General features: G+C 71.6%; 11 protein-coding genes. All 11 read left to right on the top strand.

Features of this window, described 5'->3' with window-relative positions:
* Window positions 1-10: 10 nt before the first annotated feature.
* The 11 genes from CUT39_RS03100 to CUT39_RS03150 all read left to right on the top strand — a co-directional run bounded on the left by CUT39_RS03100 (window position 11) and on the right by CUT39_RS03150 (window position 24,228).
* A complete protein-coding gene (locus tag CUT39_RS03100; RefSeq protein WP_157930447.1) occupies window positions 11-1,447 on the top strand; it encodes a TIGR02710 family CRISPR-associated CARF protein in 1,437 nt (478 codons plus the stop codon).
* A 198-nt stretch (window positions 1,448-1,645) separates the two neighbouring features.
* The gene (locus tag CUT39_RS03105; protein ID WP_198586834.1) at window positions 1,646-2,953 is read left to right on the top strand and encodes a phospholipase D-like domain-containing protein; all 1,308 of its coding nucleotides are present in this window, start codon (window positions 1,646-1,648) and stop codon (window positions 2,951-2,953) included.
* 343 nt (window positions 2,954-3,296) lie between these two features.
* Window positions 3,297-4,718 carry an MFS transporter gene (locus CUT39_RS03110; RefSeq protein ID WP_100444510.1) on the top strand — a complete coding sequence of 474 codons (1,422 nt, stop codon included), beginning with the start codon at window positions 3,297-3,299 and terminating at the stop codon, window positions 4,716-4,718.
* 249 nt (window positions 4,719-4,967) lie between these two features.
* Window positions 4,968-6,263 (top strand): NAD(P)/FAD-dependent oxidoreductase, encoded by a 1,296-nt coding sequence (locus CUT39_RS03115; protein WP_100444511.1) that lies wholly within the window; start codon window positions 4,968-4,970, stop codon window positions 6,261-6,263.
* A gap of 40 nt (window positions 6,264-6,303) precedes the next feature.
* Window positions 6,304-6,585, top strand: a complete 282-nt coding sequence (locus tag CUT39_RS03120; RefSeq protein WP_100444512.1) for an acyl carrier protein — start codon at window positions 6,304-6,306, stop codon at window positions 6,583-6,585.
* Window positions 6,575-7,465 (top strand): thioesterase domain-containing protein, encoded by an 891-nt coding sequence (locus tag CUT39_RS03125; protein WP_100444513.1) that lies wholly within the window; start codon window positions 6,575-6,577, stop codon window positions 7,463-7,465. The genes CUT39_RS03120 and CUT39_RS03125 overlap by 11 nt, the downstream gene beginning before the upstream one ends.
* Before the next feature lie 6 nt (window positions 7,466-7,471).
* Window positions 7,472-11,284, top strand: coding sequence for a type I polyketide synthase (locus CUT39_RS03130; RefSeq protein ID WP_100444514.1), 3,813 nt, complete (start codon window positions 7,472-7,474; stop codon window positions 11,282-11,284).
* 29 nt (window positions 11,285-11,313) lie between these two features.
* Window positions 11,314-13,596, top strand: coding sequence for an SDR family NAD(P)-dependent oxidoreductase (locus CUT39_RS03135; protein ID WP_198586835.1), 2,283 nt, complete (start codon window positions 11,314-11,316; stop codon window positions 13,594-13,596).
* A 14-nt stretch (window positions 13,597-13,610) separates the two neighbouring features.
* Entirely contained in the window at window positions 13,611-20,828 is a 7,218-nt protein-coding gene (locus tag CUT39_RS03140) for a beta-ketoacyl synthase N-terminal-like domain-containing protein (RefSeq protein ID WP_100444516.1), read from the top strand.
* Complete coding sequence (locus tag CUT39_RS03145; protein WP_100444517.1) at window positions 20,825-22,459, top strand: PfaD family polyunsaturated fatty acid/polyketide biosynthesis protein; 1,635 nt, start codon at window positions 20,825-20,827, stop codon at window positions 22,457-22,459. The genes CUT39_RS03140 and CUT39_RS03145 overlap by 4 nt, the downstream gene beginning before the upstream one ends.
* Window positions 22,456-24,228 carry an acyl-CoA dehydrogenase gene (locus CUT39_RS03150; RefSeq protein WP_100444518.1) on the top strand — a complete coding sequence of 591 codons (1,773 nt, stop codon included), beginning with the start codon at window positions 22,456-22,458 and terminating at the stop codon, window positions 24,226-24,228. The genes CUT39_RS03145 and CUT39_RS03150 overlap by 4 nt, the downstream gene beginning before the upstream one ends.
* The last annotated feature ends 30 nt before the right edge of the window (window positions 24,229-24,258 follow it).

Here is a 24,258-nt window from a genome sequence, read left to right on the forward strand (position 1 = left end):
GATACTACCGTTGCCCAGCGAAATCAGCGTCAAGTACGAACAGTTCAAGCGCATCCACCGAAACGAGGAGACGTACGGCGTCGATCAGGAGCCGAGCGATCAGGCACGACGCTTCAGGATCGCGGAGATACTTCCGCTGGTCATCAAGAAGATCAGGGGAAATTGGCGGCCCCCGAAGATCGGACCGGTTGACCTCCTGGTGAGCCTGTCGGGACATTCTCCCGAGACGGCGGTGGTGACGTTCGAGCTGCTTCGTCCCGAACACCTACTGGTCGTCCAGTCAGAGGGTTCACCAGAGAGTATCGACACACTCATGGAGCACCTGGACTGCCCTCCGTCGAGAATCGAGGTGCGGAAGATTGACCCGAACGATCCGCTTGACATTTACAACCAAGTCCGGGGCGACGTGGAACGAACTCGCCGGCGGTCTCCCCGAAAGTTCAATGCCGTCATAGACATCACTGGCGGCAAGAAGATCATGAGCGCTGCGGCCGCTCTCGCCGCTACTCAGCTCGAGCTGCGCTTGTGCTATATCGATGGGGAGTACGACTCGGCTGTGCGGCAGCCCATACCTGGCACTGAGAACCCACTTTTCATCCCCAATCCGACCGACCTGTTCATGGATCGAGAGATGGACAAAGCCTGCGAGTTGCTCGCACATGGGGATTTTCCCGCCAGTTTCCGGAGATTCGAAGAGATTGCAGCGAGGACGGTGGAGCCTGCGCGCGCCCGTTTCGGGCGAGACCTCGCGCATTGCTACTGGGCCTGGAGCAAGCTCGACCATGCGAATCTCCGAAGCAGAATCGCGGCTCTCCAGGAACGCATGGATGCACCCGGATTCCATCCGTCGTATGAAACCCTGGAGCGGCTCGAGACGCAGTTGGAGTTCCTTTCGGCTTTCGTCGCCAATGCCAATGGAATCGAGCTGACGCTGAGCTACTTCCTAGCAGCCCGCCACCACCGCAGGTGCGAACAACATGAACTTGCGGTCCAGTTGTACTACCGGTCTCTCGAACACCTGCTGTTCCGTCTTCTTGAACGGCGAGCGCCGGGATTCGATTGCGAGTCGCCCGTGTGGTCGATGCTGGGAGCGGATCTGGAGGCTCGCTACCTCTCGATAGTGTCGCGCGTCTACGGCCCGGAGTCACCGCAGATGCCCGCTTCGGTCGGGCTCATGGACGCGGCGATCTTGCTGAACGCGTTGGAGGATCCGATAATGGAGGATCTCGACCTGGCCGGAGTGAACCCGTTGAAGGGTCTACGAGGCCAGATCAAAGTGCGCAACCGGAGCGTGCTAGCTCATGGTACGGAGAATGTCGACGCTTATCAGAGCCGGAAGTTCGAGAACTTCATCAGACATCGCCTGGAGCGATACTGGGAGCTCGAACCAGATCGCCCACCATTCAATGAGTATCTGGACACTCTGAAATTCATCGAGCACATCTGAGTGGAAGGACCGCGGGAGACGCCCATATCTGACGAAATTGACATGGGGTCCTTGACGGCCCCCGGCGGGTTCTTCGTCGTCCGTGCCGACCGCCCGCCTCGGACCCCGTTCCGATCTATCGGTTCGACTGAATCCGGATACCGGCATAGCCATACATACATTGAAGGTGAATCCACCACGAGGGCGGACCTCATTTCGATGATCGACGATGCAACTGACGCTGTCTGTCTTTCTAGTTTCCTCGTCGGTGATGACCAGCTACACGATGCGCTCTTGCGTGCCGCAAGGCGTTTGAACGGCGGGGTTCGCGTGATTGCCAATATCCAGGCAAAGCTTGAGAATCCGGACCTCGGCACGGTGGCTCACCCGCTCACCGTCCCCTCCGAGGAAATGCGTGAACGCCAGAGGTTTGAAGCGCTGTCCGGATTGGGAGTCATGATCCGCGGCTACCCTGGATGCCACGCAAAGTTCGCCGTCGTTGACGACAGAGCAGCGTTGGTGCACAGCGCCAACTTCATGGCTAGGGCCTTCGACATTACCGGTGAGAACGGGGTCGCAATCTTTGATCCGGATGAGGTCAAGCGGGCGCTCTACTTCTTCGACCGACTCTGGAGTGGCGCACGATGGGAGATGGACACTACCGGAGAACGCACTGTCGCCCCCCGCACGCCGGAGTCTCCAGGTCAGCCGCTTCGACCTCCGACGACGCGTCAGCAGAACCGCGGCTTGATATGGACATTCCACGACGAGCATTTGATACATTCGACGATCATCGATCTCATCGCCTCCGCGGACGACGAAATTCTCCTGTCCACGTTCAACATCAGCGACATGACCAGGAGACCGGAACTATTGCACCATCATCTGCGCGATGCTGTATCCAGAGGTGTCACGGTCGAGTTGCTACTGCGTGCCAGAAGCGGTCCGGAGGCGGGGGAAGAAGCATCCGCTCTCATGGATCTCGGCGTCGAGCTCTACCCTTGCACTCTCAATCACACAAAAGGGGTCATCGCCGATCGAACGCGTGGTGCCCTGTTTTCTGCCAACTTCGACGGTCGATTCGGCCTGGACCGCGATGTAGAACTCGGCGTTCGCCTCGACGGAATCGCCGCTTTGACCGACGCTCGGCGATTCTTCGAGCACTCAATGGCCGAACACGACAGGACCTTCGTGCGTAATCCTGATGTCCGTACCCTTGCAGAGGGTTGGCGCACGTCTCCGTGGCCGATCGCGGATCGGGTCGAGGTCACGGTCGACTCGGAAGATTGGAAGCTGCTTGCGGACCTTCGTGATGGTCCAGTGGTCTTCGAACAGGATTCCGAAGTTCTGTATCTATACGCCGACCACTGGTCCTGGCGACTCCGGCCCGGATACTCGTCTTCGAAATACCTCTTGGAGCGTTGCGCCCCACAGGCGGAACATGCCATGACTCGCCTCTGGAACCCGAGGCACCGATCAACAGGCGTTCTTCATGGACTGTGCACCGCGGTCTTCTCCCGAACATAGGCCAGGCTTGACCATATCGCCTGACTCGATCAGCACGAACGGCGTAAGTCGGTTCAGGACGAAGGCCTGGTCATGGGGCGGCGCGAGTTCGAGGAAGACCTACGGTCCCGGGAGCCATGGGGTTCGTGGCTCGAATCCACGGGTTCAGAAGGCGGCCATTCCGTGGCGCGGTGCTCTGGGGCTGGGGTGGCCGCATCATGACAGGCGCTTCCGGCCGACTTCTCCCACTTACGGCACCCGGCCGGTCTGGGTTGAATTGTCCTGGCCGGACTCTTCGATCTGACCCATGCTCGGTGCCTGCCGGCGGGGCCGTGCCCGACAGTTCCCTACAGGAGTCGCACCCATGACGCTTTCCGAACCGAAACCGGTCGAGGACCGACCGCAGGAGCAGGAGGCCAAGCGCCCGCCGCTGTGGCTGGCGATCCTCGCGTGCAGCCTGCCGATGTTCATGGTCGCGCTCGACAACCTCGTGGTGTCGACCGCGCTGCGCACGCTCGCCCGCGACCTCGGCGCCTCCACCCAGCAGCTCCAGTGGTTCGTCAACGCCTACGTCCTGAGCTTCGCCTGCCTGCTGATGACGGGGGCCGCACTCGGCGACCGGTTCGGCCGCCGCCGGGTCTTCCTGCTCGGCATCGCCGTGTTCACGCTGGCCTCGGTCGGCTGCGGCCTGTCGGACACCAGCGAGGAGCTGATCGCCTTCCGGGCGCTCCAGGGCGTCGGCGCGGCCGCGGTGATGCCGCTGTCGCTGACGCTGCTGTCGGTGGCCGTGCCGCGGCGGCTGCGCGGGATGGCGCTCGGCATCTGGTCCGGGGTGAGCGGCACGGCCATCGCGATGGGCCCGGTGGTGGGCGGCGCGGTGGTCGACGGCCTGGACTGGCAGTGGATGTTCTGGATCAACGTGCCGGTCTGCCTGGCCGCCGTGCCGCTGATCCTGATCGCGCTGCGCGAGAGCTCGCTGCCCGACACCCGGCTGGATCTGGTCGGCATGGTGCTGGCCGCGACCGGGGTCTACGCGATCGTGTGGGGCATCGTGCACGGCGAGACCGACGGCTGGACCTCGCAGACCGTCCTCGGCGCCTTCGCGGTGGGCGTGTTGCTGCTGGCCGCCTTCGTCCGCTGGGATTCGCGGATCGCGCAACCGATGCTGCCGATGTCGTTCTACCGGATACGGGCCTTCACCCTCTCCAACGTCGTGTCGGCAGCCATGTACTTCGGCGTCTTCGGCTCGCTGTTCCTGCTCGCCCAGTACCTGCAGATCGCGCCCCCGCGCACCCCGCTGGAGGCCGGCATCCGCACCCTGCCCTGGACGTTGATGCCGATGTTCGTCGCCCCCATAGCGGGGATGCTGGTCAACCGGGTCGGTGGCGGGCGCCTGATGGCGCTCGGGCTCTTCCTCCAAGGCGTGGGCCTGGGCTGGATCAACCTCGCGGCGGGAACGGACACCGCCTACTCGCAGCTCGTCGGCCCGATGGTGGTGGCCGGCATCGGCATGGGATTCGTGTTCGCGCCCACCGCCGCCGTGGTCCTCGGCTCGGTGGCCGACGAGCACGCGGGCAAGGCCTCGGGAGCCAACACCACCGTCCGCGAGATCGGCGGCGCCTTCGGCGTGGCGGTGCTCAGCACCGTGTTCGTGGCCCATGGCAGCACCGCCGGCGCGACCGAGTTCGTCGACGGGCTCCACCCGGCGATATGGATCGGTGTGGTGGTCGTCTTCCTCGGCGCCGCGTGCGCGATGTTCATACCGAAGCCGAGCAAGCCCGACTGAACCGCATTCCGGTCCGGCCGGTTCGGACTCCGACTGTTAATGGCGCTCCCCGTCTCCGGGGAGCGCCTTTCGTGCTTTGAGGAGCGACCGGGGTGGCCGAATCCTGACAGCCGCCTCCGGCCGCCATCTCCCACTTACGGCACCGAGCCCCACAGAGTTGAATTGTATTCATGGCGGCCGAAGGTATCGGCCGGAGAAACGACGCGAAACGTTTCGCGAACCCGCACACGCGCAATCGGAGGTCAGGACATGAACGAACGAGTGGCGGTCATAGGCGGTGGCATAGCCGGCGTATCGGCGGCCTATCACCTGCGCGACGACGTCCAAGTCGTCCTGATGGAGGCCGATTCCCGGCTCGGCGGGCACGCGAACACGATCGAAGTCGAGCGCGGCGGCCGCACCCTCGGCCTGGACACCGCCTTCATCGTCTACAACGAACCGCACTATCCGAGGCTGACGCGATTCTTCAGCGACCTCGGCGTGCGCACACAGGACCACCCCGGCCGGTTCAGCTTCTTCGACCTGGACAGCGACGCCGCCTATGTCTCCGACGACTTCGAGAAGTCGGAGACCGAGGTGCGCGAGCGCTACCCGGAGGAATTCGTCGACCTGTGGCGGGAGGCAAAGCGGTTCCTGGAGGAATCGCCGCGGCACTTCATCCGCCGGCAGGCGGACATCCCGCTGGGTGAATACCTCGACCGGCACGGCTACTCCGAGGAATTCCGCCACGGCTTCATCGTCCTGATCGCCACCGCCGCCTGGTCGGTCCCGGCCGAGCGGATCTGGGAAATGCCCGCCAGCACCGTGATCGCGTTCTTCTACGCCCACGGCGCCGAAGGACTCGGCGGCCGCACCGCCCCCTGGCGCACCGTCACCGGCGGCAGCATCAGCTACCTGCGGGCCGTGCGGCGCGAGCTCGACGCCGCGCGCGTGGCGGTGCGGTTGAACTCGCCGGTGACCCGGGTGCGCGAGACCGCCGACGGGGTCGAGGTGCAGGTCGGCGCGGCGGAGGTCGAGACCTACGACTACGTCGTGCTCGCCACCCACGCCGACGACGCGATGCGCGTGTTCGAGAATCCCAACGACGCCCAGCGGCGGCTCGAGGTGATCGAGTACAACCCGACCCGCGCCACCCTCCACACCGACGCCTCGGTGATGCCGACCGATCGGGGCTCCTGGCGCAGTTGGAACTACGGCAAGCGCCGACAGAACGGCGAGCAGCGGTCGTGGGTGAACTACTACCTCAACGACCTGCAGGACCTGGAGGCCGACCAGGACCTGTTCCTCACCCTCGACTCGGGCGTGCCGATCCGCGAGGACCACATCATCCAGGACATGACCTACCGGCACCCGGTGTTCTCCCTGCCGGCCCGGCAACTGCAGTCCGACATCCACTCGATCAACCACGCCGATTCGCGCGTGAAGTTCGCCGGGTCCTATTTCCACTCCCGGAAGATGGGCCCGGACATCATCGGCTCCCACGAATCGGCCTTCGACTCAGGTGCGGCGGCGGCCGAGGCCGTACGCGGCGACCTGTTCCGTTGAACCTTCCCTTGCCAATCCCACCTTGAGAGGAATCGCACCCATGCCCGTGCAGACGCTGACCCCGCAGGCCGTTCAGGAATGGCTGGTCGAAAAGGTCGCCCACAAGCTCGGCGTCGCGCCGACCGAAGTCGACCCCGACCAGTTCTTCGACGAATTCGACCTCGACTCCACCGAGGCCCTCGTGCTCTCCGGCGAACTCGAGAACTGGCTGGGATTCGAACTGGAGACCACGGCCCTCTGGTACCACCCGACCATCGCCGAGCTCTCCCAGTACATCGCCGAAAAGCAGAGCGAACAGAACGGGGAGCCGAATGGGACCTAGCGAGCGCCGGCCCGCCGCCTTCGTGCGGGCCTTCGGCCACGTCGAGCGGCCCCAGCGCCGCGTGATCGCCGTCCACCCCGGCGGGCTGCCGGTCGCGCACTACGACAAGCTCGCCTCGGCCCTCTGGCCGGAGACGGCCCTGCACGCGGTGGACCTGGAAAGGGAGCCCTCCTACTTCCAGGCCGCCCTCGACGGCGGCCGCACCACCGCCACGGTCCCCGAGATCGCCGAGCGGGCCGCGGCCGATCTGCGGGCCGCCGGGCTGTTCGACCTGCCCTGGACACTGGTCGGCTGGTCGTTCGGGGGCGTGGTCGGACACGCCCTCACCGCACTGCTGACCGAGGCCGAACTGCCCGAACGGGTCGTCCTGCTCGACAGCATCGCGCCGGTGCCCGACTACACCCCGGACGGCGACGAGATCGGACCGGACCTGGTGCTGCCCTGGTTCTGCATGTACCTGGCCGCCAAACGCGGCGGCGACCTGCCGCCCCCGGCCGCCGCGCTCGAACGGGGCGCCGACATCGACGAACTGCTCACCGAGGTCCTCGAGACGGCACTGTCGGTCGGGGTGCTCGGAGCCGGGACCGAACCGCCCGGACTGCGCAAGGTCTACGACACCTACCTGGACGGCCTGCGCCGCAACAACACACTCGCCGAGCGCTTCGCCCCGCCCCCGGCGCGCGCTCCGCTGACGCTGCTGCGGCCCGACCGCGGCCTGCTGGAAACCCCGGATCCGCTGGGCTGGGAGCAGCTTGGCGACGACCTCGCCGTGGAACGCGTCCCCGGCGACCACTACTCGATGCTTCAGGACCCGGTGGCCGTGAAGCTCATCGCAAACGCCGCCGATCCGGCGGCCGAACCCTCGTCCCAGGAGGCATGAACCGACATGGCTGAGCACAGCACCGACTACCGGAAACTCAGCGACACCCCGATCGCCGTCGTCGGGCTCGGCGCGCTCTACCCGCGTTCGAGGGACCTCGGCGAGTTCTGGAACAACGTCGCCGAAGGCGTCGACTGCATCGAAGAGGTCCCCGAGACCCACTGGCGCGTCTCCGACCACTACGACCCCGACCCGGAGGCCCCGGACAAGACCTACGCCAAACGCGGCGGATTCGTCCCCACGGTCCCGTTCAGCCCCATGGAGTTCGGCCTGCCGCCGAACACCCTGGAGGTCACCGACGTCCTGCAACTGCTCAGCCTCATGGTCGCCAAGCAGACCCTCCAGGACGCCGGCGCGCTCGACTCCGACTGGTACGACTCCACGCGCAGCGGCGTGATCCTTGGCGTCACCGGCGCCAACTCGCTGACCCAGCCGCTGGCCACCAGGCTCCAGACACCCGTGCTCAAGGAGGTCGTGCGGAGCTGCGGACTGACCGATCAGGACGCCGAGGAGATCGCCGACAAGTTCGGCAAGGCCTTCGCCCCCTGGGAGGAGAATTCGTTCCCCGGCATGCTCGGCAACGTCGTCGCCGGGCGGATCGCCAACCGCTTCGACTTCGGCGGCACCAACTGCACCGTCGACGCCGCCTGCGCCAGCTCGCTGGCGGCCATGCACATGGCGGTCTCCGATCTGGTGTCGGGCCGGTCCGACCTGATGCTCACCGGCGGGTGCGACGCCGAGAACACCATCCTGATGTACCTGTGCTTCTCCAAGACGCCCGCCTTCTCCAAGAGCGGGCAGATCCGACCGTTCGACGAGGACAGCGACGGCACCCTCATCGGCGAGGGCACCGGCATGCTCGCCCTCAAGCGCCTCGAGGACGCCGAACGCGACGGCGACCGGATCTACTCCGTCCTCAAGGGCATGGGCACCTCCAGCGACGGCCGGTTCAAGAGCATCTACGCCCCGCGCCGCGAAGGACAGGTCACCGCGCTCCGGCGGGCCTACGACGACGCCGGATTCGGACCCGAGCAGGTGGGCCTGCTGGAGTGCCACGGCACCGGCACCTCGGTCGGCGACCTCACCGAGCTGACCGCGCTCCGCGACGTGTACGACGAGGCCACCGACGAGCGGCAGTTCGCCGCCGTCGGCAGCGTCAAGTCCCAGATCGGGCACACCAAGGCCGCGGCCGGCGCCGCCGGACTGCTCAAGGTGTCCCTGGCCCTGCACGAGAAGGTGCTGCCGCCGACGATCAACGTCGAGCGGCCGCGCGAGGCGGTGGACTTCCCCAATTCGCCGTTCCACCTGAACACCTCGGCCAAACCGTGGATCGCCGACCCCGCCCGGGAGCGCCGCCGCGCCGCCGTCTCCTCCTTCGGGTTCGGCGGCACGAACTTCCACTGCCTGCTCGAAGAGCACGACCCGGCCGGGACCGGGCTCACCGTCCGCGGACCCGCCGCCCGCGTCTACGCCTGGCACGCCGCGGACCCGCAGGCGCTGCTGGCGTCGATCGAATCCGACGGCGCCCTGGCCGGGGCCGACCCGGACGAGGCCGTCCCGGCCGACCACGCCCGCCTCGCGCTGGTCGCCCGCGACGACGACGAGGCCGACGTGCTGCGCAAGGCCGCCGCCTCGCAACTGCGCGCCCGGCCGGACGCCGAGGAGTTCGCGCTGCCCGGCGGCGCCTACTACCGGCGCTCCGCCCTCGCGCCGCTGGCCGAGGGCGGCAAAGCGGCCGCGCTCTTCGCCGGGCAGGGCAGCCAGTACGTCGGCATGGGCTCCCGCACCGCCTCGGCCGTACCGCCGGTGCGGGCCGCGTTCGACGCCGCCGCCGCCCGGTTCGAAGGCGCCGAGCCGCTCGGCCGCGTGGTGTTCCCGCCGACCGCCTTCGACGACGAGGAGCGCCGGCGGCAGGAGACCGCGCTGCGCCGTACCGACTACGCGCAGCCCGCGATCGGCGCGCTCGCTGCCGGACAGTTCCGCTACCTGGCCGAGCTCGGCTTCGCCCCCGACGGGACGCTCGGCCACAGCTACGGCGAACTGGCCGCCCTGTGGGCGGCCGGGAGCCTCGGCGACGAGGACTTCTTCCGGCTCTCCCGCGAGCGGGGCCGCGCCATGGCCGCGCAAGCGGCGGACGCCGACGACCCCGGCACCATGGCCGCGGTCAAGGCGGGCGCCGAGCGCGTCGAGGAGCTCCTCGACGGCCGCGACGACGTGGCCGTCTGCAACGTCAACGCCCCGGACCAGGTGGTGGTCGGCGGCGGTACCGACGCCGTCCGCGCCTTCGTCGACTCCTGCAAGGAGGCCGGCGTCGGCGCGAAGGAGCTGCCGGTCGCCGCCGCGTTCCACACCGACCGCGTCGCCCGCGCCGTCGAAGAGTTCCGGTCGGCGGTGTCGACCGCGAAGCTCCGCAAGCCGAAGGTCCCGGTGTACGCCAACACCGCCGGGGCGGCCTACGGCAAGCGCATCACCACCAACCGGGACGTGCTCGTCGGCCAGCTCGCCGCGCCCGTGCACTTCGGTCCGCGGATCGAGGAGATGTACGCGGACGGCTTCCGGCTGTTCGTCGAGTTCGGACCCAAGTCGGTCCTGTCGGGTCTGGTCCGCCAGACCCTGGCCGACCGCGAGGACGCCGTCGTCCTCAGCGCCGACGCGGGCCCCGAAGGCGACGGGGACCGCGCGCTCAAGCAGCTCGCCGCCCGCCTGCTCGTGTTCGGCCTGCCGATGACCCACTGCAACCGATTTACCTCAGCATTCGAACCGGCCCCGCCGGTGGAAGGGATAACGATCCCGTTGAACGGTGTGAACTACGTACCCGAGAGCCGCCGCGCCGCCTACCGGGAGGCGCTGGAGAACGGCTACACCATCGAGTCCGGCCGCGAGGGCGAGACCCCCGCGCCGGAACCGGCCGAGGCGCCCGCCGCCGCGGCCCCCGCGCCCGCGGCGACCGAGCCCGCGCACCGGCCCCACGACGACCGGTCCGCCGGATACGGCGCCCGGCCGGCCACGACCGGCATGGTCGCCGCCGAACACCTCTCCATGCACCGCGAGTACCTCGACGGCCAACTCCGCGTCGCCGACCGGCTCAGCGGCGTGCTGCAGCGGGAGACCGGCGACGGCGACGGCCTGAGCGACAGCGTCGTCGACGGCATCAACGCCGTCTCGCAGCACAGCGTCGCCATCGGGCAGAGCCACGCGCAGGCCAGCGAGGTGCTCAGCAACCTCGCCCGACTGGACAGCGGCGTCCCGCTCCCCAGCGGCAACGGCCACAACGGCAACGGCAACGGCTGCGCGGACTGGAGCGTCGCCGGCGACGGCGCCGCGACGATGCTGGTCGGCTCGCCCGGCGGCATCGAGTACGAGCGGCCCGCCCTGGACCCGCCGCAGGAACCGGCCCGGTCCCCGGAGGCGCGGGCCCCCGAGCCCGCCGCCCCCGCACCCGAGCCCGCCGCGCCGCAGGCCGCCGAGCCCGAGCCTGAGCCCGCCCCCGCACCCGAACCCGCGGCCGAGGAGCCGGCGGAGTCCGGCGCGGACGCGGTCCGGGACGTCCTGCTGGAGGCCGTCTCCGCCAAGACGGGCTATCCGGCCGACATGCTGGAGACGTCCATGGACGTCGAGGCGGACCTGGGCATCGACTCGATCAAGCGCGTCGAGATCATGGGAGCGCTGCGGGACCGGTTCCCCGGTTCGGCGGACGCCTCGCCCGAGCAGCTCGGCGAGTTGCGCACGCTGGACGACATCATCGCGTTCGTCGCCGGAGCGGCCTCCGACGGCCCCGCGGACGCCGAGCTGGAGGTGGTGGGCGGCCCAAAAGCCTGACCCCCGGCCTGGGGCGGCTGCACGCCACAGTGACCGGCATTCCGGCGCCCGACCAGGTGCCGGACGCCTACCGGGACGGGGCGGTCGCACTCGTCACCGGAGCCGGCGACCTGCGCGAGCCGTGCGCCGAAGCGCTGCGGTCCCGAGGCTGGGCCGTCCACATCGACGACGCCGTGCCCGAGGGGCTCGACCGCCTCGACCTCGTCGTCGACTGCCTCGAGGCGACCGGCCACGACGCCCAGGCCACGGCGCTCGGCGATGCGCTGCTCCGCGCCGGGCAGGCGCAACCGCTGCTCGAGACGGCCTCGCGTGAGGCCCGCGCCGGGTACCTCGTCGTCACCCGCCTCGACGGCAGGCTCGGCCTCAGCGGCACGGCCACCGAGGACCGGGCCCTGCTCGGCGGCGCGCCCGGCCTGGCCAAGACCCTCGCGGTCGAGGCGCCCGACCTGTACTGCCGGGCCGTCGACTTCGCGCCCGAGCTCGACCCGGCCGCCTGCGCGGAGCTGTTCCTCGCCGAGGTGCACGACGCCGAGACCGCCCTCACCGAGGTCGGCCTCGCCGCTCCGGGCGAGCGGTACACGGTCGGCCTGGCCGCCGAGCCGGACGGCACGCTGCCCGGCGGCGTCGAGGTCGCCCCGCCCGGCGCGGACGACCTGCTGGTGGTGACCGGCGGCGCCCGCGGCGTGACCGCGGCCTGCGCCACCGGCCTCGCCCGCGCCCACCGCCCCGGGCTGCTGCTGCTCGGCCGCACCCCGCTGGCCGACGAGCCCGACTGGGCCGACGGCGTCGCCGAGGACGGGCTGCGGGCCGCCGCCGCGGCCGAGCTCAAACGGACCGGCGCCAAGCCGACACCGCGCGAGGTGGAGCGGATCGCCCGCGACCTGACCGGGCAGCGCGAGATCCGCCGGACGCTCGCCGACCTCCGCGAGGCCGGATCCGAGGCCGAGTACCTCGCCGTCGACATCACCGACGAGAACGCCGTGCGCGAGGCGCTCGCCCCGTACCGCGAGCGGATCACCGGCGTGGTGCACGGAGCGGGCGTCCTGGCCGACGGGCTGGTCAAGGACAAGCAGGCCGCGGAGGTGCAGCGGGTGCTCGGCACCAAGGTCACCGGGCTGCGGCACGTGCTCGGCGCCGTGCCCCGCGAGCAGATGCGGCACGTGATGCTGTTCTCCTCGGTCGCCGGATTCTTCGGCAACCGGGGCCAGTCCGACTACGCCATGGCCAACGAGGCCCTCAACCGGTGGGCCTGCGCGCTGCGCCGACGCGACCGGCACACCCGGGTCACCTCGATCAACTGGGGCGCCTGGGCCGGCGGGATGGTCACGCCCGAACTGGAGAAGATGTTCGCCGAGCGCGGCATCACCCTCATCGGGCTGGAAGAGGGCGTGGGCCACTTCGTGGAGCAGTTCGACGCCGAGCGCGGCGGCGACACCGTGTGCGTAGTCGGCCCGGACACCCCGCTGTCGGAGGCCGAACCGGCGCCGCTGCCCGACGACGGCCTGGTGCTGCACCGGGACCTGTCGCCCACCGCGGCCGACTCGGTGATCGCCGACCACGCCATCGGCGGCGCACCGGTGCTGCCGGCCGCCGCCGCCATCGGCGGTGCGCTCGGCGCGGTGCGCCGAGCCGCCCCCGGAGCGGAGGCGAGCGGCGTGAGCGGGTTCGCCGTCTACAAGGGCGTCGTCTTCGACGACGACGCCCCGACCCGGCTGAGCATGGCGGTGCGGCCGACCGGCGCGGCCTCGTACGACGTGGTCATGGCCGACGACGCCGGACGGCCCCGCTACCGCGCCGGAGTCCGCACCGAGGCGAAGACCGCGCCGCCGCAACTGCGCGGACTGCCGCAGCCGGGCAGCGGCGAGCCGGTGCCGTACTACGAGGACGGGACGCTCTTCCACGGGCCGTCGCTGCGCGGCATCACCGAGCTGCTCGACCCCGGCGACGGCGGATCCGGTCTGGTCCTCACCGCCCGCCTGGGCGATTCGAGGATCGCCGCGGGCGCCTGGCACGCCGACCGGTACAGCCCCGTCCTGGCCGACCTGCTGCTGCAGGCCGTCCTGGTGTGGGCCCGAGTCCACCGCGGCGAGGCCGTGCTGCCGACCGGCGTCGAGGAGGTCGACCTGTTCGACGCGCTGCCCGACGACGAGCCGTTCCTGCTCGCCGTCGACGGCGCCGAGCCGACCGCCGGCGGCGTCCGCTGCACGGTCACCGCCTGCACGCCCGACGGCCGGGTCCTCCAGCGCTTCGGCGGAGTCGAAGCGGTGCGCAGCCCGGGGCTCGACACGAAGTTCTTGGCACAACCGAAGTAGGAGATCTGGGAATCATGTCCACCGCACATCGTGTCGCATCGGGCGGCAACGAGCCCGTCGCCATCGTCGGCATGGCCTGCCTGCTTCCCGGGGCCGACAGCCCCGAGCAGTTCTGGGACGGCCTGATCGCCGGCGCCGACCACCGCACCGAGGGCGGCCGGGACGTCTTCGGCACCGACCCGGACACCCCCGGCGGGTGGGGGGACGACGAGTACCCCATCACCACCACCCGCGGCGGCTTCGTGGCCGAACCGGAGATCGACCTGACCGGCCTCGCCGTCCCCGCCGACGACCTGGCAGGCCAGGACCGGGTGGTGCGCTGGTCGCTCCACACCGTCCGGCAGGCCCTCGCCGACGCCGGTCTGGACCGGGCGTCCGAACGGCTCGGGCGCACCGGACTGGTCCTGGGCAACTACTCGTTCCCCACCGACTCGTCGGTGGACCTGTGCGTCCCCCAGATCCGCAGGGCGGTCACCGAGGGCCTGGCCCGCGCCGGGCTCCCGGTGCCCGCCGCCGACAGCGGGCAGGCGCGCGAGCCCGCCGCCGAGAACCTGTGGCCCTTCGGGTCGCCGGCGGTCACCACCGCCGACGCCCTCGGCCTGGGCGGTCCCCGGCTCGCCCTCGACGCGGCCTGCTCGTCGGCCCTGTACGGCATGTCCCTGGCCCGGGACTACCTGGCCACCGGCCGCGCCGACACCATGGTCGCCGGGGCGGTCTGCGTCCCCGACCCGCTCCTGATCCACCTGTCCTTCTCCGACCTGCACGCCTACCCGGACAACGGTGTCGCCCAGCCGTTCGACGCCGACTCCACGGGCATCCTCACCGGCCAGGGCGCCGGGGTGTTCGTCCTCAAGCGCCTCGCCGACGCCGTCCGCGACGGCGACCGGATCCACGCCGTCCTGGAGTCGATCGGACTCACCAACGACGGCGCCGGGAAGCACCTGCTCAGCCCCAGCTCGGCCGGGCAGATCGGCGCCTACGAACGCGCCTACACCGACCTCGACCCGGCCGCGGTGCAGTACATCGAATGCCACGCCACCGGCACCCCGCGCGGCGACGCCACCGAACTGTCCGGCCTCGCCGAATACTTCGGACAGCGCGCCGGGACGGTGCCGCTGCTCGGCTCCGTCAAGGGCAACGTCGGGCACCTGCTGACCGTCGCCGGGTTCACCAGCGCCCTCAAAACCGTGCTCTCGCTGCGCCACGGCGTCATCCCCGGCACCCCCGGCGTCACCGACCCCCGCCGCCCGGCCGGGGCCGAGGCGGCCGCCGACCGGATCGTCCTGTCCAACCAAGACTGGCCCGAGCACGACGGGCCGCGGCGCGCGGCCGTCTCCGCGTTCGGCTTCGGCGGCACCAACGCGCACCTCGTGCTCGCCGAGCCGACCCCCGCCACCACCGCGACCTCGGGCGAAACCGGCGCCGCCGACCGGGGATCGGACCCGCAGCACCGGCTCGCCGTCGTCGGGCTCGGCGCACGCCTCGGCCCGCTCGCCGACGCCGAAGCGCTCGCCCGCGCCGCCCGCACCGGCCAGAGCGCGCTCGTCGAACGCCCCGAACACCGCTGGTACGGCGCCGAGCACCTGGCCGACGGCCCCCTCACCGGCACCGCGATCGACGGCACCGACCCGGTCGGCGGCTACTTCGACACCCTGGAGGCCCACCCGCGCACCTACCGCATCCCGCCCAACGAACTGGCCCAGGCCAACCCGCAGCACCTCGCCCTGTTCGAGGCCGCCGAGCAGGCCCTCGCCGACGCCGGGTACCCGCCCCCGCCGCCCGGCAGCCGGGCCGACGAGCTGCCCGAATCCCGCGTCGCCGTCGTCATCGCCATGGAGATGGAGCCCCGGTCCCACACCCACCGGGCGCGGTTCGACATCGGCGCCCACGTGCGGGCCGAGTGCGACCGCGCGGGCGTCAGCCTCGACCCCGAGCAGCTCGACCGGCTGGAGGCGGCCGTCCGCGGCGCCGTCCACGACCCCATCGGCGCCAACGAGGTGCTCAGCTACATCGGCAACATCATGGCCAGCCGGGTCTCCTCCTCCCGCAACCTGACCGGCCCCTCCTTCACCGTCGCCGCCGACGCCACCGCCGGAGCCCGGGCGCTGGAGGTCGCCGAGCTGCTGCTGCTCGACCCCACCATCGAGGCCGTGCTCGTCGGCGGCGTCGACCTCGCGGCCGGAGCAGAGAACACCCGGGCCAGGGCCCGCATCGCCGCCGACCGCGGCGAAGGCCCGCCCCCGCTGGGCGACGGCGCCGCGGCGCTGGTCGTCACCCGCGAAGACGCCGTCGGCGAGGCCCGCCGCGCCTACGCCGCCGTCGAGGCCCTGCGCATCCACACCGCCGACACCGCGGCCGACGCCGCCGCCGGCGCCGCCCGAGCGGCGCTCGACCAAGCCGGACTCGACCCGGCCGACGTGGGCTACTTCGAGCTCGGCGGAGCCGGGACCGAGCGCCGCCTCGCCGAGACCGACGCCCTCGCCTCCGTCTACCGCGCCGACGATCCCGGCGACCGCTACAGTTGCGCGCTCGGCTCCACCACCGCCCTGGTCGGCGACACCGGGCGCGCGGCACCGCTCGCCGCCCTGGTGTCGGCCACGCTCGCGCTCCACCACGCGGAGTACCCGCCGGCGCCGCCGGGACTGTTCGAAGGCGAGCCCGACTCGCTCGCCGACGGCCGCTTCACCATGCTCGGCGAGTCCCAGCCCTGGCTGCTCGAACGCCGGGGCGACCGCCGCGCCGCCGCCCTCAGCGTCCTCGGCGAGACCGCCGCCGCGCACGTCATCCTCCGCTCGCCCGCGCCGCGTACCGAACCCGCCGGCGCGGCCACCGACTGGACGACCGGGCCCGGCGCGTGGCTGCTGCCGCTCAACGCCGACGACGGCGCCGGACTGGCCGCCGCGGCCGGTGCACTGCGCACCCGCCTCGCCGAGACCGGCGACCCCGCCCCGCTGGTGCGGGAGGCCGCCGGCGCCCCGCGCCCCGGCCGCCTCACCGCGGTCCTGGTCGGCGCGGACGCCGACCGGCTCGAGGCCGAACTCGCCGCGGCCGAACGGGACCTGCCGAAGGCCGCGGCCGAAGGCCGCGAGTGGAGCACCCCCTCCGGGAGCTACTTCACCGCCCGGCCCGCCGGCCCGGACGGCCGCGTCGCCTTCGTCTACCCGGGCGCGTTCACCACCTACCCGGGCGCCGGACGCGACCTGTTCCGGCTCTTCCCCGGCCTGCGCGCCGACTTCGAGCGGGAGGCCGACCGGCCCGCCGAACGGTTCAAGCACCGGCGCCTCTACCCGCGATCGGCCGGGCCCATGCCGCGCCGCGACCTGATGCGCCACGAAAGCGAACTCATCGAGGACACCCCGGTGATGCTGGCCGCCGGCACCAACTTCGCGGTGGTGCACACCCGGCTGCTCCGCGACGTGCTCGGCATCGAACCGCACGGCGGCTTCGGCTACAGCCTGGGCGAGTCCAGCATGCTGTTCGCCACCGGAGTGTGGACCGAATCGGCCCGCGACGACGCCGCGCTCGCGGCCAGCCCGCTGTTCAAGAACCGGCTGCGCGGCCGCAAGGAGCGGGTCCGCGAGGAGTGGGACCTGCCCGAGGCGACCCCCGACGCCGAGGTCTGGACCACCAAGGTCCTGCTCACCTCGCCCGACGAGGCCCGAGGGGCCATGAGCGGCCTCGACCGGGTCTACCTCACCCACGTCAACACGCCCGGCGAAGTCGTCGTCGCCGGTGCGCCCGCACAGGTGCGAGCGGTGATCGAGAAGCTGGGCTGCCAGTCGGCCCGCCCGCCCGCCGACCACGTCATGCACTGCCCGATCGTCGCGCCCGACACCGCCGACCTGGCCGCGCTCAACGACTACCCGCTCGGCGAACCCGCCTCCGGCCTCGAACTGCTCTCGGCCTACGACTACGGCACGGTGCCCGTCGGCGACCGGGCGGTCATCGCCGACCGGATCGCCTGCACGCTGAGCGACACCATCGACTTCGCGCGACTGGCCCGGACCGCCCACGACCGGGGGTTCCGCTACTTCATCGAGGTCGGGCCCGGCGCCACCTGCACCCGCTGGATCACCGAGACGCTGGACGGCCTCGAGCACGTCGCGGTCTCGGTCGACCGCCGCGGCGCCGCCACTGGAACCGTGCTCGCCCAGGCCCTGGCCCGCCTGGTCAGCCACGGCCTGCCGGTGGACCTCGGGGTGCTCTTCGGCGACGGAACCGAGGCCCCCGCCCGCCGCTCGCCGGTCGTCCGGGTGCCCTGCGGCGGAGAGCCGATCGCCGACCGCGTGGCCGGCGCCGCCGCCGACCTGCTCGGGCCGTCCGAGCCCCACGAATCCACCGAGGTGAACACGACCATGACCTCCGAATCCGCACCGACCGCGCCCGAGCCTTCCTACGAGCTGACGCCCTACGAACCGGCGAGCGCGGCCCACGACCAGATCGTCATCGAGGGCGAGCCCTTCGTGCACCTGGCCGAACCCGAACCGGCGCGAGCCGAGCCCGCCGGACGGCCGCGGGACTTCCGCGCGCCGTGGCGGACCGGCGCGGCCCCCGACGCGGGCCGGTTCCGCCCGCTGCAGGTGCTGGCCGCGAACGTGGCACGGGCCCACCGGGCCGCGCTGCACGCCCAGCACGCCATGCTGGAGGGTCCGCTGCAGGTCCTGGAAGGGCCCATGAACGGCAGCGCGGCGCCGCCGCCCGCGCCCACGATGCCGCCCCCGCCCGCAGCGCCCGCAGCGCCCGCCTCGCCGCCCGCCCCCGCGGTCGGCCCGCCGCCCCCGCCGCCCGCAACCGGCGACGGCGGAGGCGACCGCACCGTCATCTGGGACCAGGACGACCTGCTGGAGTTCGCCGGCGGCCACGTCGCGCCCGTCTTCGGCCCCGACTTCGCCGAGGTCGACCGCTACCCGCGGCGCTGCCGCCTGCCGGAACCGCCGTACCACTTCGTCACCCGGGTCACCCACCTCAAAGGCGAGACCGGCGTGTTCGAACCGTCCGAGATCACCACCGAGTACGACGTGCCGGCCGACGCCTGGTACACCGTCGACGGACTGGTGCCGTGCGCGGTCACGATCGAGGCCGGCCAGTGCGACATGCTCCTGATCGCCTACCTCGGCGTCGACTTCAAGAACCGGGGCGAGCGCGTCTACCGGCTCCTCGACAGCCGCCTGGTCTTCCACGGCGGGCTCCCCCGCGAAGGCCAGACGCTCCGCTACGACATCAACATCGACCGGTTCGTGTGGAACGGCGACAGCCTGCTGTTCTTCTTCAACTACCGCTGCTACGCCGACGGCGAGCTGATCCTGGAACTCCTCGACGCCTGCGCGGGCTTCTTCAGCCCGGCCGAGCTGGAGGAGTCCCTCGGCGTCGTGGAGAGCGCCGCCGAGGCCGAGCGCCGCGAGGCCATGACCCCGGCCTGGTTCAAGCCGCTCGCCCGCACCGACCGCACCGGCCTGACCGGCGCCGACCTCCAGCGGCTCACCGAGGGACGGCCCGGCGAAGTGTTCGGGCCGAGCTGGGACCAGCACGCCGACGGCGTCAACCCGTCGCTGCGCCTGCCCGACGCGAAGCTCCGCATGATCGACGAGATCACCTCGATCGACCGGCTCGCCGGCCCGCGGACCCTCGGACACCTCACCGCGGTCAAGCGGCTCGACCCCGACGGCTGGTACTTCGCCTGCCACTTCACCGGCGACCCGGTGCTCGCCGGATCGCTCATCGCCGAAGGCGGCGTGCAGATCCTGCAGACCTACGCCCTCTACCTCGGCATGCACATGGTGTTCCCGGACGCCGAATTCCAGGCCGTGCCCGGTCTGGAGACCGAGGTCAAGGTGCGCGGCCAGATCACCCCCGACACCGGCGAAGTCCGCTACGAAGTGGACGTCACCGACCTGGCCATGCTGCCGCGCCCCACCGTCATCGCCGACATCACCGTCTACGAGGGCGACAAGCCGATCGTGTCGATGAAGAACTTCGGCATCCGCGTCCAGGAGAAGCCCGGCACCCCCTACCGGCCCGAAGCGGGCGGCATCCCGGCGTTCCTCGGCCGCCGCAACCGGGAGGGCGAGGCCGCGTTCATCAACGAACTGCACCTCGCGCACGCCGCCAAGGGCGACCTCGCCACCGCCATGGGCAAGGAGTTCGAGATCTACTCCGACGGCCGGCGCGCGCCCTACATCCCCAACGGCGACTTCCAGTTCGTCGACCGCATCATGCGCCTGGACGGCACCCGCGGCGACCTGACGCCCGGCTCGACGATGGCGACCGAGTACGACTCGCCGCCCGAAGCCTGGTACTACCGCGACACCGGCCGGGCGGGCATGCCCAACTGCGTCGCCATGGAGACCTCCCTGCAGGCGGCCATCCTGCTCGGCTACTACCTGGGAGCCACCCTCGCCAGCCCCGACGAGGAACTGTCCATCCGCAACCTCGACGGGCGGGCCGCCTTCGTCGAGCAGCTCGACCTGCGCGGCAAGACCATCCGGCACGAATCCGAACTCCTGTCGAGCCAGTCCGTTCCGGGCGCCACCCTGCAGAACTTCCGCTACCGCCTCTACGCCGACGGCGAGCTGTTCTACGAAGGCGAGTCCCTCTTCGGCTACTTCACCGAGCAGGCGCTCGCCAACCAGGTCGGCCTCGATTCCGGGGAGTACGTCGCCCCCTGGCTGGAGACCCACCGCGACGCGATCGAGGCGGACGCGGTGCGCTGGCTGCCGGTGCGCGGCGACGACCGCTGGTTCACGCCGCAGCCCGGCACCGGACTGCGGCTGGTCGACGGCCACCTGCGCGACCTGGTCGACGACCTCACCATCGTCCCCGACGGCGGCGACCACGGCGCCGGATACCTCTTCGGGCGGCGCGAGATCGACCCCGGCGAGTGGTACTTCGACTGCCACTTCCACCGCGACCCGGTGATGCCCGGATCGCTCGGCGTCGAAGCCGTCCTGCAGGCGCTCCAGGCGTACGTCATCGAATCCGGCCTCGCCGACGGCATGGGGGAGGTCCGGTTCGTCGTGCCCCGCCGAGTGCCGATGTCCTGGAAGTACCGGGGCCAGATCCTGCGCGGCGACGGAGAGATGACCTTCGACGCGCACATCAAGGAGATCAACCGGGCCGACGGCCGCCTCACCGTCACCGCCGACGCCAGCGTGTGGAAGCCCGGCCTGCGCATCTACGAGTTGACCGACGCGGCCGTCGAAGTCGTTCCCACTCAGGAGGAGGACCACCAGTGAACACCGATCGCACCACCACTCGCCCCGATGCGGTCCGGACCGCCGACCGCGGCGCGCCCGCGGCCGGCCCGGCGACCGTCCACACCGACCCGGGCGGCATCCACCAGGCCCTCGCCCGCCTCGACCGACCCTGCTACATCGTCGACACCGGACAGGGCGTCGGCATCGCCAACAGCCGGCCCGAGGCCGCCGGACGCGTCGTCGCCGCCACCGGGCCGCTCACCCCCGACGCCCTCGGCTCCTCCGCGTTCCGCGCCCGGCACGGCGTCCGCTACGCCTACATGGGCGGGGCCATGGCCGGCGGCATCGCCTCCGAGGAACTGGTCATCGCCCTGGCCCGGTCCGGGGCGCTGGCCTCCTTCGGCGCGGCCGGGCTCCTGCCCGAACGCATCGAAACGGCACTGACCCGGTTCGCCGCCGAGATCCCGGGACTGCCCTACGCGGTCAACCTGATCCACAGCCCCAGCGAGGACGCCCTCGAACGCGACTGCGTCGAACTGCTGCTCAAACACGGGGTGCGCTGCGTCGAGGCCTCGGCGTTCATGGACCTCACCCCGCACGTCGTCCGCTACCGCGCCGCGGGCCTGCGCCGCGGCGCCGACGGCCGGATCCGCACCGACAACCGCCTGATCGCCAAGGTCTCCCGCGCCGAGGTCGCCGAACGCTTCATGCGCCCCGCCCCCGATTCCCTCCTCGACGACCTCGCCTCCCGCGGCCTGATCACCGCCGAACAGGCCGAACTCGCCCGCCACGTCCCCATGGCCGACGACATCACCGCCGAGGCCGACTCCGGCGGCCACACCGACCGCCGCCCGCTGACGGCCCTGTTCCCCACCCTGCTGCGACTGCGCGAGGCGATCGGGCGGGAGCTGCGCTACGAGCGGCCCATCGGCGTCGGCGCCGCCGGAGGCATCGGCACGCCGCGAGCCGCCGCCGCGGCGTTCGCCATGGGCGCCGACTACATCGTCGTCGGCTCCGTCCACCAAGCGTGCCTGGAGTCGGGCACCTCAGACGCCGCCCGGAGCCTGCTCGCCGGCGCCTCGTCCGCCGACTGCGAGATGGCCCCGGCCGCCGACATGTTCGAACTCGGCGTCGAACTCCAGGTGCTCAAGAAGGGCACCTTCTTCCCGATGCGCGCCAAAAAGCTCTACGAGCTCTACCAGGCCTACGACGGCATCGAGGCGCTGCCGGCCGCCGAGCTCCGCAACCTCGAACAGCAGATCTTCCGGCGCTCGGTGGACGAGGTCTGGGCCGAGGTCGAGCGGTACTTCACCCGCCGCGACCCCGAGCAGCTCCGCCGCGCCGCCAGCGCCCCGCGCCGCCGGATGGCGCTGCTGTTCCGCTGGTACCTCGGCATGGCCTCCCGCTGGGCGGTCACCGGCGACGCCGACCGCCGCGCCGACTACCAGCTCTGGTGCGGCCCCGCCATGGGCGCCTTCAACGAATGGGTCGGCGGCACCTACCTGGCCGCCCCCGAGAACCGCCGGGCCGCCGACGTCGCACACCACCTGATGCGCGGCGCCGCCTTCACCTCCCGCGTGCACCAGTTCGCGCTCGGCGGCGTCCGCCTCCCCGCGGCCGCCACCGAGTACACCCCGGCCCCCCTCGCCGCCCCGGAGGCCGCCCGATGACCAACGCCGCCACCGACATCGACCGCGACCTGGGCGATCCGCGAGACCCCGCCAACCCGTACGGCTTCACCGCCATGGCCGCCCGCGACGCGGCGGCGGCCTTCCCGCGCGCGCTGGCCGAGCGGGTCGGCCCCCGGCTGCGCGCCGCCTTCGTGCCGGCCGCCGACGGCGGCGACCTGGTGTCGATGGACCGCACCCTGATGCAGGTCCGCGCGGTCGCCCGCCGGGACGCCGCGGTCATGCCGGCCACCATGTTCTCCATCACCGCCGTCGCCTGCATCCTGGCCGCGGGCAGCGCCGAGCAGCGCGAGCGCGCGGTCCGGCTGCTGCGGGAGGGCGGCGCCGTCGGCTTCGCGCTCTCCGAGGAGGCGCACGGCAGCGACCTGCTGGCCAACGCGTGCGCCGCGACCGCCGAGGACGCACCGGGCGAGGGCCCCGGCTACGTCTTGGACGGCGAGAAGTGGCTCGTCGGCCTGGGAGAGCGATGCGAGGCCCTGCTCGTAGTGGCCCGGACCGGCACCCGCGGCCCGGGGGCGTTCTCGGCGCTGCTGCTGGAGGGCGCCGAAGTCGACAAGGCCCGCACCGGCCGGCGGCAGGCACCGACCGGGATGCGCGGCATCGACTTCTCGGGCTTCGCCTTCGACGGCCTCCGGGTGCGCGCCGACGCCCTCGTGGGCCGCGAGGGGCAGGGCCTGGAGACGGCGATGAAGGCCATGCAGGTGGTGCGCGCCATGAGCACCGGCGCCAATCTCGCCTGCACCGACACCGCGCTCCGCCTGGCGTGGGACTTCGCCTCCGGCCACGAGGTCGCCGGCACCCCGGCCGCCCGGCTCCCGAACGCCCGCCGCGAGTGGGCGACCGCCGCCGCCCTCCACCTGGCCGGGGACGTGGTGGCCCTGACCGGCGCCCGTGGCCTGCACGCACTGCCCGCCGAGCAGAGCCTCTGGTCGAGCGTCGCCAAGAAGGTCCTTACCGACACCTCCGAGGAGATCTTCGCCCGCTGCGCCGACGTGCTCGGCACCCGCAGCGTCATGGCCGAAGGCCCGTACGCCGCCTTCGACACGGTACGGCGCGACAACGCCATGGTCCGCTACATCGACACCGGCCCCGTCGCCAACTCGCGCCTGATCATCGCCCAACTGCCGCGCCTGGTCCTCGCGGCGCGGCAGGCGCCGGGCGCCCCGGCGGGAGGCGAGGCGATCCGGCCGGAATCGCCGCTGGCGGACGTGTTCACACTCGACCGGCCGCTGCCGGAACTCGACCCCGCCCGGCTGAAGCTGTCGGGCCGGGGCCCCGACCCGGTCTTCGACGCCCTCCCGGCGGTCGCCCGCGAAATCCGCGCCGCGCTGCCGGGCATCCCGGAAACGACCGCGGCTCAGGCGAAGCGCCTGAGCGCGCTCACCCGCAGGCTGGAGCGCGCCGTCTCGGGCCTCCTGCGCGACCTGACCCGGCGCCAAGAGGACCGGTCGCCGGAGGACCCGATGCGGGTCTACGGCCTCGCCGACCGCCTCTGCCTGCTGCACGCGGCGGCGAGCTGCCTGCACCTGTGGTGGTGCAACCGCGACCGGAGCCTGTACGGCCTGAGGCCGGGCAGCACTGCCTGGCTGCCGCCGGTCCTGGCGGTGCTGCTGTCCCGAGCGTTCGGCCGGACGGACGCGCTGGAGGCGGCCGACACCGAGCAACTGCTCGAGGTCGCCGAGCCCCTGTACGAGACCGACCGGATGTTCTCGTGCACGGCACCCCGACTCGCCACCACCACCGACGCGTGACCCGCAAGACCCACCAGAGAGGAACCCCCT

Origin of the sequence: Glycomyces xiaoerkulensis (assembly GCF_002798405.1) — a bacterium.
GTDB classification, from domain to species: Bacteria; Actinomycetota; Actinomycetes; order Mycobacteriales; family Micromonosporaceae; genus Glycomyces; species Glycomyces xiaoerkulensis.